At 59.6% G+C, this 20,610-nt stretch carries 19 protein-coding genes, 2 tRNA genes and 1 pseudogene; 18 read left to right on the top strand and 4 right to left on the bottom strand.

Annotated elements, in window-relative coordinates:
* Positions 1-25: 25 nt before the first annotated feature.
* Entirely contained in the window at positions 26-1,690 is a 1,665-nt protein-coding gene (locus tag KVQ74_RS14945; protein WP_217831843.1) for an OFA family MFS transporter, read from the bottom strand.
* Between the two features lie 355 nt (positions 1,691-2,045).
* Here KVQ74_RS14945 and KVQ74_RS14940 point away from each other — a divergent pair, with 355 nt between their 5' ends.
* The 7 genes from KVQ74_RS14940 (at position 2,046) to KVQ74_RS14910 (ending at position 9,165) form a co-directional block, all read left to right on the top strand.
* A complete protein-coding gene (locus tag KVQ74_RS14940) occupies positions 2,046-4,268 on the top strand; it encodes an AsmA family protein (RefSeq protein WP_217831842.1) in 2,223 nt (740 codons plus the stop codon).
* Positions 4,265-5,332: an A/G-specific adenine glycosylase gene (gene mutY, locus KVQ74_RS14935; protein WP_217831841.1), complete on the top strand. Its 1,068-nt coding sequence runs from the start codon at positions 4,265-4,267 to the stop codon at positions 5,330-5,332. Before KVQ74_RS14940 ends, mutY begins: the two co-directional genes overlap by 4 nt.
* Positions 5,329-5,601 (top strand): oxidative damage protection protein, encoded by a 273-nt coding sequence (locus tag KVQ74_RS14930; RefSeq protein WP_217831840.1) that lies wholly within the window; start codon positions 5,329-5,331, stop codon positions 5,599-5,601. The genes mutY and KVQ74_RS14930 overlap by 4 nt, the downstream gene beginning before the upstream one ends.
* Before the next feature lie 103 nt (positions 5,602-5,704).
* A tRNA-Phe gene (locus KVQ74_RS14925) sits at positions 5,705-5,780 on the top strand.
* A 576-nt stretch (positions 5,781-6,356) separates the two neighbouring features.
* Positions 6,357-7,436, top strand: coding sequence for a hypothetical protein (locus tag KVQ74_RS14920; RefSeq protein WP_217831839.1), 1,080 nt, complete (start codon positions 6,357-6,359; stop codon positions 7,434-7,436).
* Positions 7,437-7,513: 77 nt separating this feature from the next.
* Complete coding sequence (locus tag KVQ74_RS14915; RefSeq protein WP_217831838.1) at positions 7,514-8,305, top strand: TSUP family transporter; 792 nt, start codon at positions 7,514-7,516, stop codon at positions 8,303-8,305.
* Positions 8,302-9,165: an alpha/beta hydrolase gene (locus KVQ74_RS14910; RefSeq protein ID WP_217831837.1), complete on the top strand. Its 864-nt coding sequence runs from the start codon at positions 8,302-8,304 to the stop codon at positions 9,163-9,165. Before KVQ74_RS14915 ends, KVQ74_RS14910 begins: the two co-directional genes overlap by 4 nt.
* 134 nt (positions 9,166-9,299) lie before the next feature.
* Here KVQ74_RS14910 and KVQ74_RS14905 read toward each other — a convergent pair whose 3' ends face one another.
* Together KVQ74_RS14905 and KVQ74_RS14900 are read right to left on the bottom strand one after the other, a co-directional pair.
* Positions 9,300-9,590, bottom strand: coding sequence for a YceK/YidQ family lipoprotein (locus KVQ74_RS14905; RefSeq protein WP_217831836.1), 291 nt, complete (start codon positions 9,588-9,590; stop codon positions 9,300-9,302).
* An 82-nt stretch (positions 9,591-9,672) separates the two neighbouring features.
* On the bottom strand, positions 9,673-10,122 hold the full coding sequence (locus KVQ74_RS14900) for a carboxypeptidase regulatory-like domain-containing protein (RefSeq protein WP_217831835.1): 450 nt from the start codon (positions 10,120-10,122) through the stop codon (positions 9,673-9,675).
* Positions 10,123-10,380: 258 nt separating this feature from the next.
* Here KVQ74_RS14900 and KVQ74_RS14895 point away from each other — a divergent pair.
* From KVQ74_RS14895 to KVQ74_RS14880, 4 genes and pseudogenes are all read left to right on the top strand, one after another.
* Positions 10,381-10,924, top strand: a pseudogene (locus tag KVQ74_RS14895) (DUF1016 N-terminal domain-containing protein); the annotation flags it as partial.
* Positions 10,925-11,073: 149 nt separating this feature from the next.
* The gene (locus KVQ74_RS14890) at positions 11,074-12,042 is read left to right on the top strand and encodes an alpha/beta hydrolase family protein (RefSeq protein WP_217831834.1); all 969 of its coding nucleotides are present in this window, start codon (positions 11,074-11,076) and stop codon (positions 12,040-12,042) included.
* A 20-nt stretch (positions 12,043-12,062) separates the two neighbouring features.
* The gene (locus KVQ74_RS14885; RefSeq protein ID WP_217831833.1) at positions 12,063-12,479 is read left to right on the top strand and encodes a hypothetical protein; all 417 of its coding nucleotides are present in this window, start codon (positions 12,063-12,065) and stop codon (positions 12,477-12,479) included.
* A 6-nt stretch (positions 12,480-12,485) separates the two neighbouring features.
* Positions 12,486-12,938 (top strand): hypothetical protein, encoded by a 453-nt coding sequence (locus KVQ74_RS14880; protein WP_217831832.1) that lies wholly within the window; start codon positions 12,486-12,488, stop codon positions 12,936-12,938.
* A gap of 71 nt (positions 12,939-13,009) precedes the next feature.
* Here the strand turns inward: KVQ74_RS14880 and gabP are convergent, their stop codons facing one another.
* On the bottom strand, positions 13,010-14,401 hold the full coding sequence (gabP, locus tag KVQ74_RS14875; protein WP_217831831.1) for a GABA permease: 1,392 nt from the start codon (positions 14,399-14,401) through the stop codon (positions 13,010-13,012).
* A gap of 552 nt (positions 14,402-14,953) precedes the next feature.
* Between gabP and KVQ74_RS14870 the strand changes: the two genes are divergently transcribed.
* The 7 genes from KVQ74_RS14870 (at position 14,954) to KVQ74_RS14840 (ending at position 20,477) form a co-directional block, all read left to right on the top strand.
* Positions 14,954-15,727 (top strand): ABC transporter ATP-binding protein, encoded by a 774-nt coding sequence (locus KVQ74_RS14870; RefSeq protein WP_217831830.1) that lies wholly within the window; start codon positions 14,954-14,956, stop codon positions 15,725-15,727.
* Between the two features lie 13 nt (positions 15,728-15,740).
* Positions 15,741-16,490 carry an ABC transporter substrate-binding protein gene (locus KVQ74_RS14865; RefSeq protein ID WP_217831829.1) on the top strand — a complete coding sequence of 250 codons (750 nt, stop codon included), beginning with the start codon at positions 15,741-15,743 and terminating at the stop codon, positions 16,488-16,490.
* Positions 16,491-16,568: 78 nt separating this feature from the next.
* Positions 16,569-17,264: an ABC transporter permease gene (locus KVQ74_RS14860; protein WP_217831828.1), complete on the top strand. Its 696-nt coding sequence runs from the start codon at positions 16,569-16,571 to the stop codon at positions 17,262-17,264.
* On the top strand, positions 17,261-17,950 hold the full coding sequence (locus KVQ74_RS14855; protein ID WP_217831827.1) for an ABC transporter permease: 690 nt from the start codon (positions 17,261-17,263) through the stop codon (positions 17,948-17,950). Before KVQ74_RS14860 ends, KVQ74_RS14855 begins: the two co-directional genes overlap by 4 nt.
* The gene (locus tag KVQ74_RS14850; protein ID WP_217831826.1) at positions 17,931-19,166 is read left to right on the top strand and encodes a methyltransferase; all 1,236 of its coding nucleotides are present in this window, start codon (positions 17,931-17,933) and stop codon (positions 19,164-19,166) included. Before KVQ74_RS14855 ends, KVQ74_RS14850 begins: the two co-directional genes overlap by 20 nt.
* Before the next feature lie 343 nt (positions 19,167-19,509).
* A complete protein-coding gene (locus KVQ74_RS14845) occupies positions 19,510-20,325 on the top strand; it encodes an FkbM family methyltransferase (protein ID WP_217831825.1) in 816 nt (271 codons plus the stop codon).
* 76 nt (positions 20,326-20,401) lie between these two features.
* Positions 20,402-20,477: transfer RNA gene (locus tag KVQ74_RS14840), tRNA-Thr, on the top strand.
* The last annotated feature ends 133 nt before the right edge of the window (positions 20,478-20,610 follow it).

Raw genomic sequence — 20,610 nt, 5'->3', positions numbered from 1 at the left:
GGCCTGAAGGTTTCAGGCCTTTATCTTAGTGAAACAGTACCGCCGTCTTCTGCAGGGTCACCCACACACCCCACGCCAACGGAATACCCACCACCAGCCACGCGGCGATTGCCAGCGGCTTGGTGCCTGGCGCGGCTTTCCACTCCAGCACGGTGCTGGCGTCAGCACCCTTGTCGTGGCCCAGCGCCTGTTCGGCAGCCAGTTCGGCGTCGGTCATGAAGTACTTGTCGGCCACCGGACGGACCAGCAGGTTGCACAGGAAGCCCAGCACCAGCAGACCGGCGAGGATGTACAGGGTGATGTCGTAAGCGGCGGCGCGTTCCACGCCGATGCTCAACTGATACTCACGCAGGTAGTTCACCAGCACCGGGCCGAGAACGCCGGCCGCCGCCCAGGCGGTCAGCAGACGACCGTGGATCGCGCCGACCATCTGCGTACCGAACAGGTCGGCCAGATACGCCGGAACGGTGGCGAAACCACCGCCGTACATCGACAGGATGATGCAGAACGCCGCCACGAACAGCGCGACGTTGCCCAGGTGACCGAGGTTCGGGATCAGCGCATACAGGGCAAAACCGAGGGCGAAGAACACGAAGTAGGTGTTTTTGCGACCCAGGTAGTCGGAGAACGATGCCCAGAAGAAGCGGCCACCGATGTTGAACAGGCTCAGCAGACCGGTGAAGCCGGCAGCGATCGCGGCGATCGAGGCCAGTTGACCGGCGTCGAGCTGACCAAACGGCAGATCGTTACCCAGCAACTTGCCACCGAACACTTCCTGCAACAGCGGCGAAGCCATGCCGAGGATGCCGATACCGGCGGACACGTTCAGGCACAGCACCAGCCACACCAGACGGAATTGCGGAGTTTTCCAGGCCACATTCACATGTACGTGGCGGTTGGTGATCATCGCGTTCGAGGCCTTTTTCGCCGGAGCGGTCCAGCCCTCAGGCTTCCAGCCGGTTGGCGGCACGCGGTAGGCCAGGGCACCACCGATCATGAACACGAAGTAGATCGCAGCCATGGCCACGAAGCTCTGCCACACGCCGACACCGGCCGGCGAAGCGAAATGGCTCATCAGCGCGGTCGCCAGTGGAGCACCCACCATCGCGCCGCCGCCGAAGCCCATGATCGCCATGCCGGTCGCCATGCCGCGCTTGTCCGGGAACCACTTGATCAGGGTCGAAACCGGCGAAATGTAGCCCAGGCCCAGACCGATACCGCCGATCACGCCGGAGCCGATCCACATCAGCCAGATCTGGTGGGTATAGATACCCAGCGCCGAGATCAGCAGACCGCCGCACCAGCACAGTGCCGACACCACACCGGCCTTGCGCGGCCCGGCGTGTTCGAGCCAGCCACCCCAGATGGCTGCCGAGCAACCGAGGAAAATGAAGAACAGGGTGTAGATCCAGCCGAGCATGGAGATCGGCCAGTCGCATTGCGACGAGAAGACTTGTGCGATGAAGCTCATGTCCGGTGCGCAGGCCACTGGAGCAGTAACCCCCAGCGCCTTGGACAACGGCAGCCAGAACACCGAGAAGCCGTAGGCCATGCCGATGCACAAGTGGATGGCCAGGGCGGCCGGTGGAACCAGCCAGCGGTTGAAACCGGGCTTGGCGATGATGCGTTCCTTGGACAGGAACCCGGGCTGATCGGCGCGCAGGCCGTCCGCCGTGATGCTCGTACTCATGGTGTTTCCCCCAATTATTAGAATGGTTCGCCAGCCACTGCTCACCCTCGACCTTGATGCACGCAGGCATGGCCGTATTGTGTGGGTGAAGCTCCTTGGATGCGCGACGTTAAGTCGCAGATGGGCGGACGAACGAGCGAAGGTTACCATTTGCAGGTGACAGAAAAACCAAACTGATATCACCTTTTTCGAGTCATCTGATCTCATGGCCCCGGGGAACCCTCCCGTTGACCGTTGTCGAAGCGCTGCAAGGCGCGGCCGGACAGGCCTCAGCGCAAGCCGCAGCAGGGGACAGTCATGCAGCGCTATACTCCCCGGCTAAATTACGAATTCGACTAACTACAAGGACTCGCCCATGAAAGCGTTCGGCAAAATCCTGGGTCTGGTGCTTCTCGGGCTGTTGCTGGTCATCGTGGCGCTGGGCTTTGCCCTGACCCACCTGTTTGACCCCAACGACTACAAAGACGAGATTCGCCAGATTGCCCGCGACAAGGCCCACATCGAGCTGACGCTCAATGGCGATATCGGCTGGAGCCTGTTCCCGTGGCTCGGCCTGGAATTGCACGAAGCCAGCGTCGCGACCCTGGCCAAGCCTGCCGAACCGTTCGCCGACCTGCAGATGCTCGGCCTGTCCGTGCGCGTGCTGCCGCTGCTGCGCCGCGAAGTGCAGATGAGCGACGTGCGCGTCGAAGGCCTGAACCTGCGTCTGAACCGCGACAAGAACGGTCACGGCAACTGGGAAGACATCGGCAAGGTGCCGGCGCCGGCCGGAAGCACGCCGCCCGTGGTTGCCGGTGAGCCAGCCCCGGCTCCCGCCCCGCCCGTGGAGAAACCGGCCCAGCCGATCCGCCTCGACATCGACAGCCTGACCGTCAACAACGCACGCGTGGAGTACAACGACGAGCTGACCGGCAAGCAATTCAGCGCCGAAAGCATCCAGCTGAGCACCGGCCCGGTTCACGATTCGACCAACATCCCGGTGAAAGCCACCGCGTTCCTCGGCACCAATCAGCCGGTGCTACGGGTGCGCACCGAACTCAATGGCGAGCTGCGTTTCGAACGTGCGGTGCAACGTTACAAGTTCGAGGATCTGAAACTCAGCGGCGAAGTGGCCGGCGATCCGCTGCAAGGCAAGACCATGACTTTTTCCGCCCAGGGCCAGTTGCTGCTGGACAAGGCGGCCAACGTGGCCGAGTGGACCGGCATCAAGATTTCCGCCAACCAGCTGCGCGCCCTGGGTGAGCTGAAGGTCAACGATCTGGACAAGACCCCACAGATCAACGGCGCTATTTCGATCGCTCAATTCGACCTGGCGAAATTCGTCGACAGCATCGGCCAGACTCTGCCGGCCATGGCCGAAGGCAGCCTGAGCAAGGTCGAACTGGTCAGCCGTATCGCGGCGACGCCGACCAGCGTGGCGTTCGACAACATCAACCTGAAACTCGACGACAGCAGCTTCAGCGGCCGCATCGCCGTCGACGACTTCGCCAAACAATCGCTGCGCGCGATCCTCAAGGCCGACACCTTCAACGTCGACCGCTACCTGCCGCCGAAATCCGCCCAGGCCAGCAGCGCCGCGCAAGTACGTCAGGCCGAAGTCGCCAGCACCGAAGCCGATGCCATGGCCGGCGCCGGCAGCACGCCGTTGCCGGAAAAACCGAGCAAAAGTGCCTGGAGCACCGAGCGCCTGCTGCCGGTGGAGCGTCTGAGCAAACTCGATGTGAACGCCGACCTGACCTTCGGCCAGTTGACCCTCGACAAACTGCCGATCCAGAACGCCGCGCTCAAGGCCAGCGGCCAGGGCGGCCTGCTGACCCTGGAGAACCTGCGCGGCGAGCTGTACAACGGCGACTTCGAAGCCAAGGGCACCCTCGACGTGCGTCCGACCGCACCGGTGCTGAACCTGCAAACCCGGATCAACCGAGTGCCGGTGGAAAAAATCCTCGAAAGCCAGGGCAAGAACCCGCCGGTCAAGGGCCTGGTCAACCTCACCAGTACCGTCACCGGTAGCGGCAACAGCCAGCAGGCACTGATCGACAGCCTCAACGGCAATGCCAGTTTCGTGATCAACAACGGCGTGCTGCTCAACGCCAACCTTGAACAGCAACTGTGCAAAGGCATCGCCACCCTCAACCGCAAAACCCTGAGCGGCGAACCGCGCGGCAAGGACACCCCCTTCCAGGAACTCAAGGGCAACCTGACCTTCCGTAACGGCGTGGCCAGCAACCCGGATCTGAAAGTGCGCATCCCCGGCATGACCGTCAACGGCGATGGCGACATCGACCTGCGGGTGCTGGGCATGGACTATCGCGTCGGCATCATTGTCGAAGGCGACACCAGCGCCATGCCGGATCCGGCCTGCCAGGTCGGCGAGAAATTCGTCGGCATCGAGTGGCCGCTGCGCTGCCGTGGCCCGCTGGAACTGGGCGCCAAAGCCTGCCGGGTGGATAACGAACGTCTCGGCCAGGTCGCGACCAAAATGGCTGGCGACAAGCTCAGTGAAAAAATCGACGAAAAACTGGGCGACAAGGTCAGCCCGGAATTGAAAAACGCATTGAAAGGTCTGTTCAAACGATGAGAGCGGAGCAGTTTTCCACGGCGGTGCTGGAATGGTTCGACCGCCATGGCCGCCACGATTTGCCCTGGCAGCAGGGCATCAACCCGTATCGGGTGTGGGTCTCGGAGATCATGTTGCAGCAGACTCAGGTCAGCACCGTGCTCAACTATTTCGACCGTTTCATGGCCGCGCTGCCGACAGTCGAAGCGCTGGCCGAAGCGCCGGAGGACGAAGTACTGCACCTGTGGACGGGCCTGGGTTACTACACCCGCGCGCGCAATTTGCAGAAGACCGCGAAGATCGTCGTCAGCCAGTACGGCGGCGAATTTCCACGCGATGTCGAGAAGCTCACGGACTTGCCGGGGATCGGCCTGTCCACCGCCGGAGCGATCGCCAGTATCAGCATGGGCCTGCGCGCGCCGATCCTCGACGGCAACGTCAAACGGGTGCTGGCGCGCTTTACCGCGCAAGAGGGCTACCCCGGTGAGCCGAAGGTCGCCAGACAGCTATGGGCCAACGCCGAACGCTTCACACCCCATGACCGGGTCAACGCCTACACCCAGGCAATGATGGATCTCGGCGCCACGCTCTGCACCCGCAGCAAGCCGAGCTGCCTGCTGTGCCCGCTGGAAAAGGGCTGCGAAGCGCACATGCTCGGCCAGGAAACCCGCTACCCGATTCCCAAGCCGCGCAAGGCTATCCCGCAGAAGCGCACGCTGATGCCGCTGCTGGCCAACGAGGATGGCGCGATCCTGCTTTATCGTCGCCCGTCCACCGGCCTCTGGGGCGGTTTGTGGAGCCTGCCGGAACTCGACGACCTCGACGACCTGCAACACCTTGCCGCGCAGCACTCGCTGGAGCTGGGCGAGCAGCAGGCGCTGCCGAGCCTTGTCCACACGTTCAGCCATTTCCAGTTGTCCATCGAACCCTGGCTGGTTCAGGTGCAGGAGGCCGGCCATCACATGGCCGAGGCCGACTGGCTCTGGTATAACCTCGCCACCCCGCCGCGCCTGGGCCTCGCCGCCCCGGTCAAGACCTTGCTCGAACGCGCGGCCGCCGTATTGAATGCAGGAGTGTCGTCATGACCCGTACCGTAATGTGCCGCAAATACAAAGAACAACTCGAAGGCCTGGAGCGTCCTCCGTACCCGGGTCCCAAGGGACAGGACATCTTCGAACACGTCTCCGCCAAGGCCTGGGCCGACTGGCAGAAACACCAGACCCTGCTGATCAACGAAAAACGCCTGAACATGATGAACGCCGAAGACCGCAAATTCATTCAGGGCGAAATGGACAAGTTCTTCTCCGGCGAGGAATACGCCCAGGCCGAAGGCTACGTTCCGCCTGCAGAGTAAACCCGCAAAATCGGGGGTCGGATCGTAAGCGACGGAATTAATTTAAGAAATTTTAAAAAATTCGTTGACGGAACCCTGAAAAACGCTTTTAATGCGCCCCGTTGCCCAGATAGCTCAGTCGGTAGAGCAGGGGATTGAAAATCCCCGTGTCGGCGGTTCGATTCCGTCTCTGGGCACCAAATACCGAAAACCCTGAATCGCAAGATTCAGGGTTTTTTTATGCCCGGGATTTGATGAGCCACCCCTCACCCTCTCTTCCAGTGCTTTTGCTGGCCATTATTTTGATGGTAGGCTCAGCCAGCTTTTTCCGGCGGGTCATTGATGACTGTCGAAAAAATTCGTCGGGCACTTCAGCCCTGATGACCAGCACTTAACGCGCCACCCAAATAACGCACTCCGCACCTTCGAACCATCGGACTTTACCGAGGTTATTGCAGGCATCAGGAGAGTTGCGTCTGTGAGCAGGAAAACTCACAGCCCCTCATAAACTTGTCATGGAGGACAAGACCTCAGCGCAGGTCATCTGCTGTTGTTTAACGCTGTCAGACAAGCGACAGCAAACACTGACAAGGCATCCAACACTTGTTTTGAACTGTCGCGTCACAGCGCCCCTGTGCCCTCCCGATAAAACCAAACCTGCATCAATTCGCCCACGCCCGGATCTGTGCGTGCGCTCGGCACGCATTGCATCATCGAAACAGCCAACAGCTCCCACAAAAAATACAAAGGGAGCGGATACGACAGGGATGTAAACAATGACCGAAGCCATACAACAAACCCATAAAACCGTTACGTCTTTTGTTGAACAGGAAGTCAGAACTTTCCGCTTTGATACGCAACAATCAGAGCTACTGCATAAGTTCTCCGAAGAATTGGCAGTCATGGGCGGACCACAAGCCGCAGGTGCCAAGTCCAAAGCCTCGCTGGCGGCGACTGAGTTGAAGTTTTCATTTTCAAAGGATCAGTGCGAACTTCTCGGCGCTTACTCCGACGGCCTGGTTTCCCTGCTGATTTTTGAGGGAATGCAAACAGTCACCGACAGCAACCCTCCGGATGAACTTCCCGACCTGGCCGCTCTGGAGGATCGTTACGACGTGCTTTGCCTGGCGGCACGTAATCAGATACTGTTGAAACTGGTGGATAACAGCGCCTTTGCCTATGACATGGACAACGAAGGCAAACTGGTCCGACTTGTCGCCAACTTCAAGGGCGGCGGACTGACCAGAATCAATGACGAACCAGAAATCAAAGAGCTGAGCTCCCATTCCGGCCTTGCGCTCGGCCCGCACACCGAGGCTCCGTACTGGTGCGCCGTGAACGCGAAAGACGGGCACTCGCCCTCCCCGTCGTCGCTGATCCTGTCGGCCCTGTGGAATCCAGGCCTGGAGCCGACCTCGGTGATTCCGTTGCCGCCCCTGCTGGACGAAATCGGCGTCACGGGATGCCTCGCGCTCACAACGGGCAACTTCCAGTTCACCCGCAGCGACTCCTTCGTCAGCGGCAAGGGCGAGGATGGTCGCAATGTTTCGATTCTGGAGTTCGATGACAAAGTCGGATTCGCCGCGCGATTCAACTCGTACCGTTTTTCGGTCAACGACAACGCCTCAGACTTTGTAAAAGCGGCTTACGCAGATCTTTGCCAAAGCGTAGGTAACGCAACACCGGTTCAATACACGCTGACGCAAGCGTCGGCGATGGTGATCAATAACGTCCGTGCCTTGCACTGTCGTGATGTCATCAAGGACAACCGACGCGTGCTGGTGCGCATCTTCGGATTGTCGAAGTTCTCATCCCCCATTGTCATTTCAGACGATCCGCTGCTGATACAGGGCTGATATTGATTGCGCTGCAAGGCTGTTGAAATGGCTGGTCATGTGGATGGCCGGCCAATAACTATAAAAGGAAAACTGTAATGGCTTGGGATGTAATTGGCATGTTGGCGCTTGTGGCTTTTTGCGCCGGTTTTTTTGATGCAATTGCCGGCGGCGGCGGTTTGATTACTTTGCCTGCCTTGTTTCTGGCCGGTGTCGACCCGATCAGTGCGATTGCCACAAACAAGTTCCAGGCCGCATCGGCCACTATTTCGGCAACCGTCACCTTTGCTCGCAAAGGAATGATTGAATGGCGCGAAGGACGCTTTCTGGTTATCTGCGCATTCATGGGTGGAGCCAGCGGTGCGCTATTGGTCAGTTCCATCGACAAACGCTATCTGGAAGTGTGCGTACCCATCATGCTTATTCTGGTGGCGATTTACTTTGCGCTCTCGCCGAAACTGGCCAACGAGGATCGCCGCAAGAGAATCGGCATTCTGCTTTTCTCGTTCACCGTGGCGCCGATCCTGGGCTTTTACGACGGCATATTCGGCCCCGGTGTCGGCTCTTTCTTTATCGTCGGTTTCGTTCTGCTCTGCGGGCTTGGAATGATGCGGGCAATGAGCTTCACCAAACTGGCCAACGCCTCTTGCAACCTGGGATCGCTGTCAGTCTTCATCACCAAAGGCGTGATCATCTGGCCGATCGCGATTGCCATGGCACTGGCAGCCTTCCTCGGCGCACAACTGGGCGCAAGAGCCGCTGTCCGGGTCGGCCCACGCTTGATCAAACCCATGTTGATTGTGGTTTGCTGCGCATTGGCGATCAAACTTCTGAGCGTGGAGACCAATCCATTGCGTGTTGCAGTCATTCACACCCTGGCAGCCTTATGATCAATCGGTTGGCGTTGACCGGCGCATCTCGACTTCGGTCCCGGTTGCAGTTCGACGAGGCGCCAACCGGCCCTGCGTATTTCTTTTCGCAGACCTTCGCCGGCTACCAGCTTGAAGGTCGCGTACTGGCAAGCCGCGGCGGGGAAACATCAATGCCGAAGGTGCTGACCATCCATGGCGCCCGTTCCGACTATTCGCGACTCAATGCGATCCTGTATCCCTTGCAGGCGCAAGGGATTGCCAGCCTGAGTTTCAATCTTTCCGGCCACAACCCCTGCGCCGACATCGTCCCTGAAAACACTTCGCTGGCGCGAAACCTTCTGGAGGCCTTGCAGTTTGCCGATCATCTCGGTGCCGAACTCGGCACGGTGATCGGTCACAGCCTGGGCGGTGCACTGGCGCTCAAAGTGGCGCAAGTTCATCGCGCTTCAGTCCGACGGATCATCCTGTTCTGTCCCGCCCTGTACGCAGAGGCGGCCTGGGAACAAACCTTTGGCCCATCCTTCAAACAGGCCATTTCTGTGCCCTACGGTTTTCTCGACTCGCCATCGCTGGAGTTCCTGCGCACGTTCGACGGCGAGGTGTTGCTGGTGATCGGCGAATACGATGGCCTCCGGTCAACCGCGTTTGGCGGGATCGCCGGTACGTCTGCCGGAACCCGGCAAATGGGCGCGCGCGAGATCAATAGCGCAATTCCATACGAGGTCATCGAAGCCATTGAAAAGAGTCTGGCACCCCATCAGTTGAAAAAAATCGTCCTGCCAGGGTGCGACCACGGGGTATCAACGTGGCTTCGGGAAAACACGCCGCGCGCGGTGGAATTGGCGAGCGAGATAGCACGGTTCATCAATGCCCGATAACCGCTTTGCCGTCAGGACAGGAAACAGGTTCCAAGCGTGTTTCTGCTGGCAACTTCCGCATTCGGCCGGTGGATCTACCGCAAAGTGGCAAAGCCCGCGCGCACGCCAAAACGCAAGCGCCACGCGCAGAAAACCTAAAGTGTATTGACGTAATCGACAGGCAGCAGAACCGTGTCCAGAGCGGCATCCACTGGGAGGGATACGACGGTGATGACCGGGCAGACAATCATCATGTAACAGATGATTGCTGCCGGCATGCCATCGCTGCCTCCTCCACGCAGACCCAGCAGGTGAAGATTGCCATCCACCCCTCGGTAATACCGGGCATCGGATAAACCGTCATTCAAACGCCCGATAAGCGTTCCGCAGCCGACCAGCTGCAACACGAGGCCCACAACAAAACCCAAACGAAAAATCCCTTTCAAACCCGCGCTTCCTTACGTCACAAAACATGAAGCGCGGGATTGTACCCGCTTATCTCGCCATCCCTGGCAAATGCACCGGCCGCTATTGATCCCCATCCCAATGAAACACCAGATTGCGCGCCGCCCCACCGCCGATATCGGCGACGTCATGCCGCGTCACGCCATTGCGGGTCGCCGTCACCGCGTACTTGCCCGGCGGCAGTTGCACATAAACCAGAGGGCCGGCCTGATTCAGACTGAGAACGTTCTGACCCTGAGTCTTTGAAATCGCAACATCGACATCAGAGGTGTATTTGTTATCTACGCCAATGGCGAAGGTCATGTGCAGGTTGTAACCGGCGGTTTGCTGAATGGATCTGGACTCATCCAGACCGATGCCGCCGGACAGGTAGCGGATACCGTTTTGCTGCTCTTGCTGGACTTGCACGCCGGCGCTGTCGATCGGCTCCAGGCTAGTGGCCTGCGCCATCAGCGGGAACATCAGCGCAGCAACGGCGGCGACGGGCAACACGATGGAAAGAACGCGTTTCATGATGGGTACTCCCGGGTTCTCGCAGAACCCAATCGTTACCCTTGTTTAGATTTTGTGTGGCGCAGTGGGTTTTAGATTGATTGGGACTTTGGACAGGTACGAAATGGACTACAGACCAAAACATCAAACACTCCGTTCGCTGACGATTTCCTGCAAACCCTATCCCGTCTTCCTTCTGTTCCATCGGTAGCTCCCGACATCGCCGCCCCATGCTCTGTTGGCATGCTCACCTTCCGCATCTCACAACATGGAATACCGATGAGCCAGCTGGAACCTGTTGACGCGCAAGACCCGAAAATCAATTCACGGCTGGATAACCTGGGGCGATCTGATACGTGAAGCTCGACACAAGGCACCGCGTGCGGTCGATACCATCCAGGTGCAGACCAGTTGGCAGATCGGCCGGCATATCGTGGAGTTCGAACAGCAAGGCGCCCAGCGTGCAGGGTATGGCAAGCAATTGCTGGCCTTGCCGGCGAAGGAGCTAACGGTCAAGTTCGGCAAAGGATTTGATGACCGAAATCTGCGGTACATGCGAAGTTTTTTTCAGCTGTTCCCAATTTGGAACGCAGTGCGTTCCGAATTGAGCTGGACCCACTATCGCCGATTGCTGGGCGTCCACAACGAAAAGGCCCGCCAGTGGTACATGAACGAAGCCGCCACCCAGAACTGGTCAAGCCGCGCCCTTGATCGTCAGATCCTCACCCTCCACTACGAGCGCCTGCTACAGAGCCGAGATAAAACGCCAGCAACGGAGGAAGCCACCACCAACACTCAGGCAATGAAAAACAGCCCCCGAGAGAACTGCGCGCAGAACTCAATCGAGAACAGGCATTGATCGAGGATCGCCTGCTCAATCAATCCACGGAGTAGAACCGGCCGATTGTTCGCTGGCGTCGTCGAGACTATCGTTGGCTACCGCAACGTTCGAAACCCGTGAGTGTTCAGAACATGTCTGCACTGGAAGAGATTGAGCCGACGTCGACGGCAGCGATGCAAATGCACGGCGAGCCGTTCGAAGAGCCCGCCGCCGACGGCTACCTCTTGGGCGGCTTCACCTGGCGCCACACCCTGCCCGACGCGCAACGCCCGGTGGTGATCATCAACGCCGCCACTTCCGTGCGCTGTCGTCATTACTCGCGCTTCGCCGCTTATCTGTTCGGCAACGGTTTCGATGTGATCACCTACGACTACCGGGGCATCGGTGAGTCCCGTCCGGCGGTCATGAAGGGACTCAAGGCCTCGTGGAGCGATTGGGGCGCGCTGGACTTCGAGGCGATGCTCAGCCGTGCGCAACGGGAATTTCCCGGCCAGTCGATCGATGTGGTCGGCCACAGCTTCGGCGGATGTGCGGCAGGATTGGCCGCATCCGGGCATTTGATTCGGCGACTGCTGACGGTCGGCGCGCAGTTCGCTTACTGGCGCGATTACGCCGCCGAACATCGCTGGCGCATGTTCGGCAAATGGCATGTTGTGATGCCTTTGATCACGCTGTTCTGCGGTTTCTTCCCCGGCAAGCGGTTCGGCTGGCTTGAAGATACGCCGACAGGCGTTGTGCGCGACTGGAGCACGCCTGCCGCGCGTTACGAGCGGCGCCCAAGCGGTCGCGCATTGATGGAAAAAACCGGTGTCCTGCCCTTCGCCAACGTCCGTGCAAAGGCCCTGGCGATCAGCATCAGCGACGATCCCTACGGCACGATTGCCGCCATCGAACGCCTGCTCGATTACTTCAGCCATGCGCAAAAGACCCACCTGCGAATCGAGCCGCAGGACATTGGCGAAAAAGAAGTCGGACATTTCGCCTTTTTTCGCAGCGCATACCAAGCCACACTATGGCCCATCGCTCTGACCTGGCTGCAAACCGGCGAACTGCCCCCCGACACACCGGGGCGGCATGTCCCGCGCAGCCAAACCCTTTAACGCAGCACGGAACAACACCCATGGCCTCCGCCAACAAGCAGCAAAAACGCGCCGCCCGGGCCAAGACCAAGGCCAAGCAAAACCGCACCAAGCGTGCCGAAGCGCCGGTCGAGCTGGACCCGAACGACGACCGCATCGATTTCGAGTCGGTGGACCTGACCGAGCTGTTCAAGAAAATGATCGACGCCGAGAAAATCAGCCAGCAGGCGATGTGTACCGCATTCCTCGAAGACCCGCTGCTGGAGCTGGTGTACGAGCAGGAAGGCGAAGAAGGCGCGATGGATTTCATCCTCGCCGCGCTGATCGAATATCGCCAGTGGTCGAAGGAGACCGACGAGGCCGGCGCCCTGGCGTGGATCGAATCGGCGGACTTCCAGAAAGACTATGTGGCAGCGTCCGACGCGATCGCCGTGCAATCCCAACAGCAATCGAACTGAGTTCCCATGGCATCCCTGAACAAGCAACAGAAACGCGCCAAACGCGCCAAGGCCAAAGCCAAGCAGATCCGCATGGTCGGGCGCAAACCCCTGGCCCTGGACGATGACCTCGGCCACCTCGCCGAGCCGATCCCGGAATACACCCTGGCGATGTTCAGCAAAATGCGCGAAGCCGAAGCCATCGCACGCCAGGACATGCTGCAAATCCTGCTGTCCGAACTGTCCGGGATCATCAACGATCACCCGGAACTGCTGGACATGGAAAACGCCGAAAACGAAGCCATGGCCGCCACCCACCTGGCCGCCGACATGCTGATCGACTACCGCATGTGGGCCGATGGCATGGATCGCGAAACCGCCCAGGCGTGGCTGAGCGAGCCGCAGTTCATCACCGACTTCGGGACTGCGCTGGATACCTACCGGCAATCGCTGGAAGCATCGGAAGACAAGAACGACTGACCCGCAAGCACAAACAAAAACGGCCGCTTGTCATCGCTGACAGCGGCCGTTTTTGCATCACGCGGTACGAATCAGTTCAACACCACCGCGCCATTCTTTTGCAGCTTGCGACGACGCGCCACCAGAAACCCGGTAGCCACCACCAGCAGACTCAGCAGGCCGGTCGCGAGGATTTCCACGCGGTGGGCGTCCTGGAACAGCATGATGGTCAGGGCCGCGATGATGAAAGCGATCACGGCGTAGGTCAGGCCTGGGAACAGCCACATGCTGAAGACGATTTTTTCGCCACGAGCCATGCGTTGTTTACGCATGCGCAGTTGCGAGAACGCGATCACCAGGTACACCAGCAGCGCGATGGCGCCGGAGCTGGCGAGCAGGAACTCGAACACCGCCGCCGGAGCCACGTAGTTGGCGAAGGTGCACAGGAACGCTGCACCGGTGGACAGCATGACTGCCCAGTACGGGGTGCCGCTCTTGTTGGTGCGGGTCGCCATGGCCGGCGCATCACCGCGCTTGCCCAGGGAGAACAGCATGCGCGAAGAGGTGTACAGGGCCGAGTTCAGGCAGCTGGTCACAGCGACCAGAACCACGATGTCGACGATCATCTTGGCGTTCGGGATACCCATGCGATCCAGCACAGTCTGGTAGGAGCCGAGGCTTGCCAGCATCGGGTCATTCCACGGCACCAGTGCCACAACGATGAAAATCGAAACGAGATAGAACAAGCCGATCCGCCAGATCACCGAGTTGGTGGCCTTGGAAATCTGCTTGCCAGGGTTCTTCGATTCCGCAGCCGCGATGGTCACGATCTCGGTGCCCATGAAGGAGAACATGGTGGTGAGGATCGCGCCCAAGACCGCGCCCATGCCGTTCGGCAGGAAGCCCTGAGTGTCGAAAATATGCGAAACACCGCTGACCTGGCTGTTCGGCAGGAAGCCGAAAATCGCCATGACGCCAACAATGATGAAACCAATGATCGCCACGACTTTGAGCAGGGCGAACCAGAATTCGAACTCACCGTAATTCTTCACGCTGAACAGGTTGGTCACCGTCAGCAGCAGGGTGATGATCAAGGCAAAGGCCCAGATTTCCACACCCGGGAACCACGCGTGCAGGATGGTTGCAGCGGCGTTGGCTTCCAGCGGGATCACCAGAACCCAGAACCACCAGTATAGCCAGCCGATGGTGAAACCGGCCCAATGGCCGATGGCGCGGTCGGCGTAAGTCGAAAAGGAGCCGGTGTCAGGCGAGGCAACGGCCATTTCACCGAGCATGCGCATCACCAGCACCACCAACAGGCCGGCGGCAGCGTAGGCCAGCAGCACGGCAGGACCGGCGGCGGCGATTGCGTGGCCGGAGCCGACAAACAGACCTGCACCGATCACACCGGCGATCGACAGCATGGTCACATGACGCGGTTTGAGCCCCTGTTCGAGGCCATTGGAGCTTTGGGTACTGCTCATTGAAACTACCTTTGCGAGGAAAGCGATTCAGTCCGTCCCGTCTGGTTTTCCTTCTCGTAAAAAGAAACCAACGGGGCGTTCCAGATTCTGCACGCAATAAATGCGCCAAAATGTTTCAAAGTCTTCTGGCCCGCGGTTTTGGGCGCGACCGGACAGTCATCGCAAGTCATTGAGATTAATGGCTATTCGCCAGAACGTTACCCTGCGACTCACTTTCTAAACGATTCGGCGCACCAGAAACACACGGAAAAAGTGTGGGATGCACAATAAAAGGGCGAATCCGGAACGTTCGGCCGGATAGCGCTTCCAACACCCCGCCAAAGGTGGCAACATCGCGCCTTTTTTTACGCGACACCCACGGGAATCAACGTTCAAACACCCGTTCGGTTGTTGATGGGGCGACAGTCTGCTGTGCCGATGCGACAACCTGCCACACGCCATCCGTTTACCGCCCGTAGCGCTGTTGGCTGCCATTGAAACGCTATGCTAGCTTGGCCGCCTCGCCAGGAAGGCCAACCAACAGCAGGAGCGCAACATATATGAGGAACGCACATGGCTGAGGCCACGCCCGCGCTTGAAATCCGCAACTTGCACAAACGCTACGGACAGCTTGAGGTGCTCAAAGGCATCTCGTTGACCGCCCGCGACGGCGACGTGATCTCGATCCTGGGCTCCTCCGGTTCCGGCAAGTCCACGTTCCTGCGTTGCATCAACCTGTTGGAAAACCCGCATCAGGGCCAGATCCTGGTCGCCGGGGAAGAACTCAAACTCAAGGCCGCCAAGAATGGCGAACTGGTTGCCGCCGATGGCAAGCAGATCAATCGCCTGCGCTCCGAGATTGGTTTTGTGTTTCAAAACTTTAATCTGTGGCCGCACATGAGCGTGCTCGACAACATCATCGAAGCCCCGCGTCGCGTCCTCGGCCAGAGCAAGGCCGAAGCCATCGAAGTCGCCGAAGCGCTGCTGGCCAAGGTCGGCATCGCCGACAAGCGCCATTCCTACCCGGCACAATTGTCCGGTGGCCAGCAACAACGCGCGGCGATCGCACGCACGCTGGCGATGCAGCCCAAGGTGATCCTGTTCGACGAGCCCACCTCCGCCCTTGACCCGGAAATGGTCCAGGAAGTACTTAATGTCATCCGCGCATTGGCCGAAGAAGGCCGCACCATGCTGCTCGTGACCCACGAGATGGGCTTTGCCCGTCAGGTCTCCAGCGAAGTGGTGTTCCTCCACCAGGGCCTGGTAGAAGAGCAAGGATCGCCACAGCAGGTGTTCGAAAACCCGCTTTCGGCGCGCTGCAAACAATTCATGTCCAGCAACCGCTAACGGAGCTACCCGCATGCAGAACTACAAAAAGGTCTTCCTGGCCGCCGCCGTCACCCTGGCCTTCAGCGCCGGTGCCATGGCCGAGACCCTGAAGATGGGCATCGAAGCGGCTTACCCGCCGTTCAACAACAAAGACGCCAGCGGCAACGTGGTCGGCTTCGACAAGGACATCGGCGACGCCCTGTGCGCCAAGATGAAAACCGAGTGCTCGGTAGTCACTTCCGACTGGGACGGCATCATCCCGGCCCTGAACGCCAAGAAGTTCGACTTCCTGATCTCCTCGATGTCGATCACCGACGAGCGCAAGCAGGCGGTGGACTTCACCGACCCGTACTACTCCAACAAGCTGCAATTCATCGCGCCGAAAAACGTCGACTTCAAGACCGACAAGGCTGCGCTGAAAGGCAAAGTGATCGGCGCCCAGCGCGCGACCCTGGCCGGCACCTTCCTGGAAGACAACTTCGGTGACGACATCACCATCAAGCTCTACGACACCCAGGAAAACGCCTACCTCGACCTGACTTCCGGTCGCCTGGACGCCATCCTCGCCGACAAGTACGTCAACTACGAGTGGCTGAAAAGCGACGCCGGCAAGTCTTACGAATTCAAGGGCGATCCGGTGGAAGAAAGCGACAAGATCGGTATCGCTGTACGCAAAGGCGACCCGATCCGCGAGAAGCTGAACGCCGCGCTGAAGGAAATCGTCGCTGACGGCACCTACAAGAAGATCAACGACAAGTACTTCCCGTTCAGCATCTACTGATCCTGACCGGCCGGATCGGCACCGTTCAACCACGGCGCCGATCCCTGGCCTTGCCTGCCGCGATTTGAAAAGAAATCCATGATTATCGACCTCTACGGATTCGGCCCGGCGCTCGCCGCTGGCGCGCTGATGACCGTCAAACTGGCACTGTCGGCCCTGTGCCTGGGGCTGGTGCTCGGTCTGCTCGGCGCCCTGGCCAAGACTTCCCCGTACAAGCCTCTGCAATGGCTTGGCGGCTTTTATTCGACACTGGTGCGCGGCGTCCCGGAGTTGCTCTGGGTGCTGTTGATCTACTTCGGTACGGTCAACGCGATGCGCGCCCTCGGTGAGTTCTTCGGCAATCCCGACCTGGAACTCAGCGCCTTTGCTGCCGGCGTCATTGCGCTGGGCCTGTGCTTCGGCGCGTACGCCACGGAAGTGTTTCGTGGCGCGATCCTCGCCATTCCCAAAGGTCACCGTGAGGCAGGCGTGGCCCTGGGCCTGTCGAAATGGCGGATCTTCACCAAACTGATCATGCCGCAGATGTGGCGCATCGCCCTGCCCGGCCTGGGCAACCTGTTCATGATCCTGATGAAAGATACCGCGCTGGTGTCGGTGATCGGCCTGGAAGAAATCATGCGTCACGCGCAGATCGGCGTGACCGTGTCCAAGCAACCGTTCACCTTCTATATGGTCGCCGCATTCATGTACCTGGGCCTGACGGTACTGGCGATGATCGGCATGTACTTCCTGGAAAAACGCGCCGCTCGCGGCTTTGCGAGGAGCGCTTCATGAACTGGGAAGTCATCATCAAGTGGCTGCCGAAACTGGCGCAGGGCGCGACCTTGACGCTGGAACTGGTCGCCATCGCCGTGATCGCCGGGTTGCTGCTGGCGATTCCGCTGGGCATCGCCCGCTCCTCGAAGCTGTGGTATGTGCGTTCTCTGCCCTACGCCTACATCTTCTTTTTCCGAGGCACGCCGCTGCTGGTGCAACTGTTCCTGGTCTACTACGGCCTGGCGCAGTTCGACGTGATCCGCAACAGCTCGATGTGGCCGTACCTGCGCGATCCGTTCTGGTGCGCCACCGCGACCATGACCCTGCATACGGCGGCGTATATTGCCGAGATCCTGCGCGGTGCGATCCAGGCGATTCCGCCGGGGGAAATCGAAGCCGCACGAGCCTTGGGCATGTCCAGGCCGAAGGCGCTGTTCTACATCATCCTGCCGCGTGCCGCGCGCATCGGCCTGCCGGCCTACAGCAACGAAGTGATCCTGATGCTCAAGGCCAGTGCGCTGGCCAGCACCGTGACCTTGCTGGAACTGACCGGCATGGCCCGCACGATCATTGCCCGCACCTACCTGCCGGTGGAGATTTTCTTCGCGGCCGGCGTGTTCTACCTGCTGATGTCCTACGTGCTGGTTCGCGGCTTCAAGCTGCTGGAACGCTGGTTGCGCGTCGATGCCTGCCAGGGGCGCTGAAACGTCCGACGTGCTGACGGGCGAGGCCCTGCTCGCCCGTTTCACGGCACTGGATACCTTTCTCACAGCCCATCAGGCGCTGTGGAAACCCCGCCCGTTCACTCATCTGCAACTTCCCTGGGAAACGTCCTATCCGCAATTGGCCGCATGGCTGCGCGGACGCTCGCTGGACGACGCGGAAAACGCCCACAACCATCCCGCCAATCTCGCCGATGCACCGGAGCCGTTCGCTTCATTGGCGGCGCTTTCGATTGAGCTGAGTGCGGTCGGTGAATTGCCCGGCCATGCGCTGGAAGCCGCGGGGCACCGACTGAATGTCGATGTGCCGGGGCGCAAGTGGCAGCAGATCGAAGCGTTCACCAGCCGTTTATCATTCAGCTCACAACCCCGGCACTGGCTGGACTGGTGTTCCGGCAAAGGGCATTTGGGACGGCGCTTGCTGGGTGCAGGGCAGCAACTGACCTGCATCGAATACGATCCATTGTTGGTCGCCAGCGGTCAGGCCCTGAGCCAGCGCCATCATCTGCATGCCTTGCATGTCGAACAGGATGTCCTGGCGCCAGACGCAGCGGCCGTGTTGAGCGCCCAGCACACACCCGTCGCCCTGCACGCCTGTGGTGATCTGCATGTACGCCTGATGCAACTCGCCAGCGCCGCCGGGTGCCAACAACTGGCCATCGCACCGTGCTGCTACAACCGGATCAATCGCAGCGAATATCTGCCGTTGTCCTCGGCCGGATCGGGATCCGCCCTACAGCTTTCGCTGGAAGATCTGGCCTTGCCGATGAGCGAAACCGTCACCGCCGGTGCGCGGGTCCGACGCCAGCGTGATACCTCCATGGCCCGACGCCTGGCGTTCGACCTGCTGCAACGGCAAGTACGCGGCATCGACGAATACCTTCCAACGCCGTCTCTGCCCAGCGCCTGGCTGGACAAACCGTTTGCCGACTACTGCCGCGACCTGGCAGCGCTGAAAGAGTTATCCACAATCGGACAGACGGATTTCGGGCAATGGGAAGCGGCGGGTTGGCAGCGGTTAGCCGAAGTTCGCAACCTGGAATTGCTACGCGGATTGTTCCGACGTCCGCTGGAGCTTTGGCTGAATCTTGACCGGGCACTTTTCCTCAGCGAACAGGGCTACGTCGTACGCCTTGGAACCTTCTGTGACGCCCTTCTCACTCCGCGTAATTTCCTGCTGCTGGCTGAGCGTCGCTAAACCTTGACAGCCTGTGGATAACTCTGTTGATGGAATTATCCTGGATCCAATATCCACGGCCTTTTCGGCCTGCCTACAGCGCTGGTCATTTTTTGTTCATATTCATAAAAAACCGGTAAAACAGGGATTTGCGCCTCAAATGCGAACCCTTCCACAAAATGCTGCCTGAGCAGCCTCTCGTCGCAACCCGTTGTGCATAAGCCCCAGATCAAAACGACATAACCGCCGAATCACGGACGCCCACGGCGGAAAATTGCGCCCACCCACCACCGTTGCTATACAGATTCACGCAGTGTCGGCAGAACCTGCCAAACAAGAAGAACCCGACCGACAGGGAGCGACCGTGACGTTCATCTCTTACGCACAGAATTTCGAAGACATCCGCCTGTGGCGTGCCTTCAAATTCTTCGAAAATGGTTTCTACATCGATGTCGGCGCCAACCACCCGACCCACGACTCGGTGACCAAGGCTTTCTATGACCGCGGCTGGAGCGGCATCAACGTCGAGCCGATGCAAAACTTTCACGACGCCCTGCGCCAACAGCGTCCCCGCGACACGACCCTGCAATGCGTCGCCAGCGACCAGGCCGGCGAACTGACCTTTTACGGCATCGCCGATACCGGCCTCTCCACCGCCGACCCCATCGTCGCCCAAGAGCGAAAAGCCGCCGGTCTGCAAGTACAGAGCCTGACAGTCAAAGCCCGGACGTTGACCTCAATTTGCGAAGAACACGCCGCCAACCGCCCGATCCACTTCCTGAAAATCGACGTCGAAGGCCATGAAGAAACCGTACTGCGCGGCATGGACTTCAGCCGCTTCCGCCCGTGGGTCATCCTCATCGAAACCCCATGGAATCGCGACCACACCTGGGAACACCTGGTTACCGACGCCGGCTACCGGAACGTCCTGTTCGACGGTCTCAACAGCTACTTCCTCGCCGACGAACACCTGCACCTCAAACCCGCCTTCGACATCCCGCCCTGCAACCTCAACGACTTCCAGCTCTGCAAGGGCCACAACCTCGCCCACCCGCTAAACCCCCACCTGGAAAACGCCCTGCAACGCGCCGAACACGCCGAAGCCCAACTGCGCGCCATGCAAAACAGCCGCGCCTGGCGAGCCGTACAAAAACTGCGCAACCTCCTGCGCCGAGCCTGATTCCACGCCCGCGCAAAAATAGTCTGAATTCAGGGGTTTACAGAACCCGCCCAATCGCTATAATCGTCGCCCACACGCCGGTATAGCTCAGTTGGTAGAGCAACTGACTTGTAATCAGTAGGTCCCGGGTTCGATTCCTGGTGCCGGCACCATACAAGGTTCCAGAGAAGGCTTTCAAAATCTCTGGAACCCCCGAAAAACCCGCCTTCTGGCGGGTTTTTTCGTTTTAGCGTTCCATCGGTTTCCGTCAGAAACTGGTGGATTCCAACCGTTTTAAGGGTAGAG

This window comes from Pseudomonas botevensis, from assembly GCF_019145475.1.
GTDB lineage: Bacteria > Pseudomonadota > Gammaproteobacteria > Pseudomonadales > Pseudomonadaceae > Aquipseudomonas > Aquipseudomonas botevensis.
The sequence above is the reverse complement of the archived record's forward strand: the minus strand, read 5'-3'. Positions and strand labels throughout refer to the sequence as shown.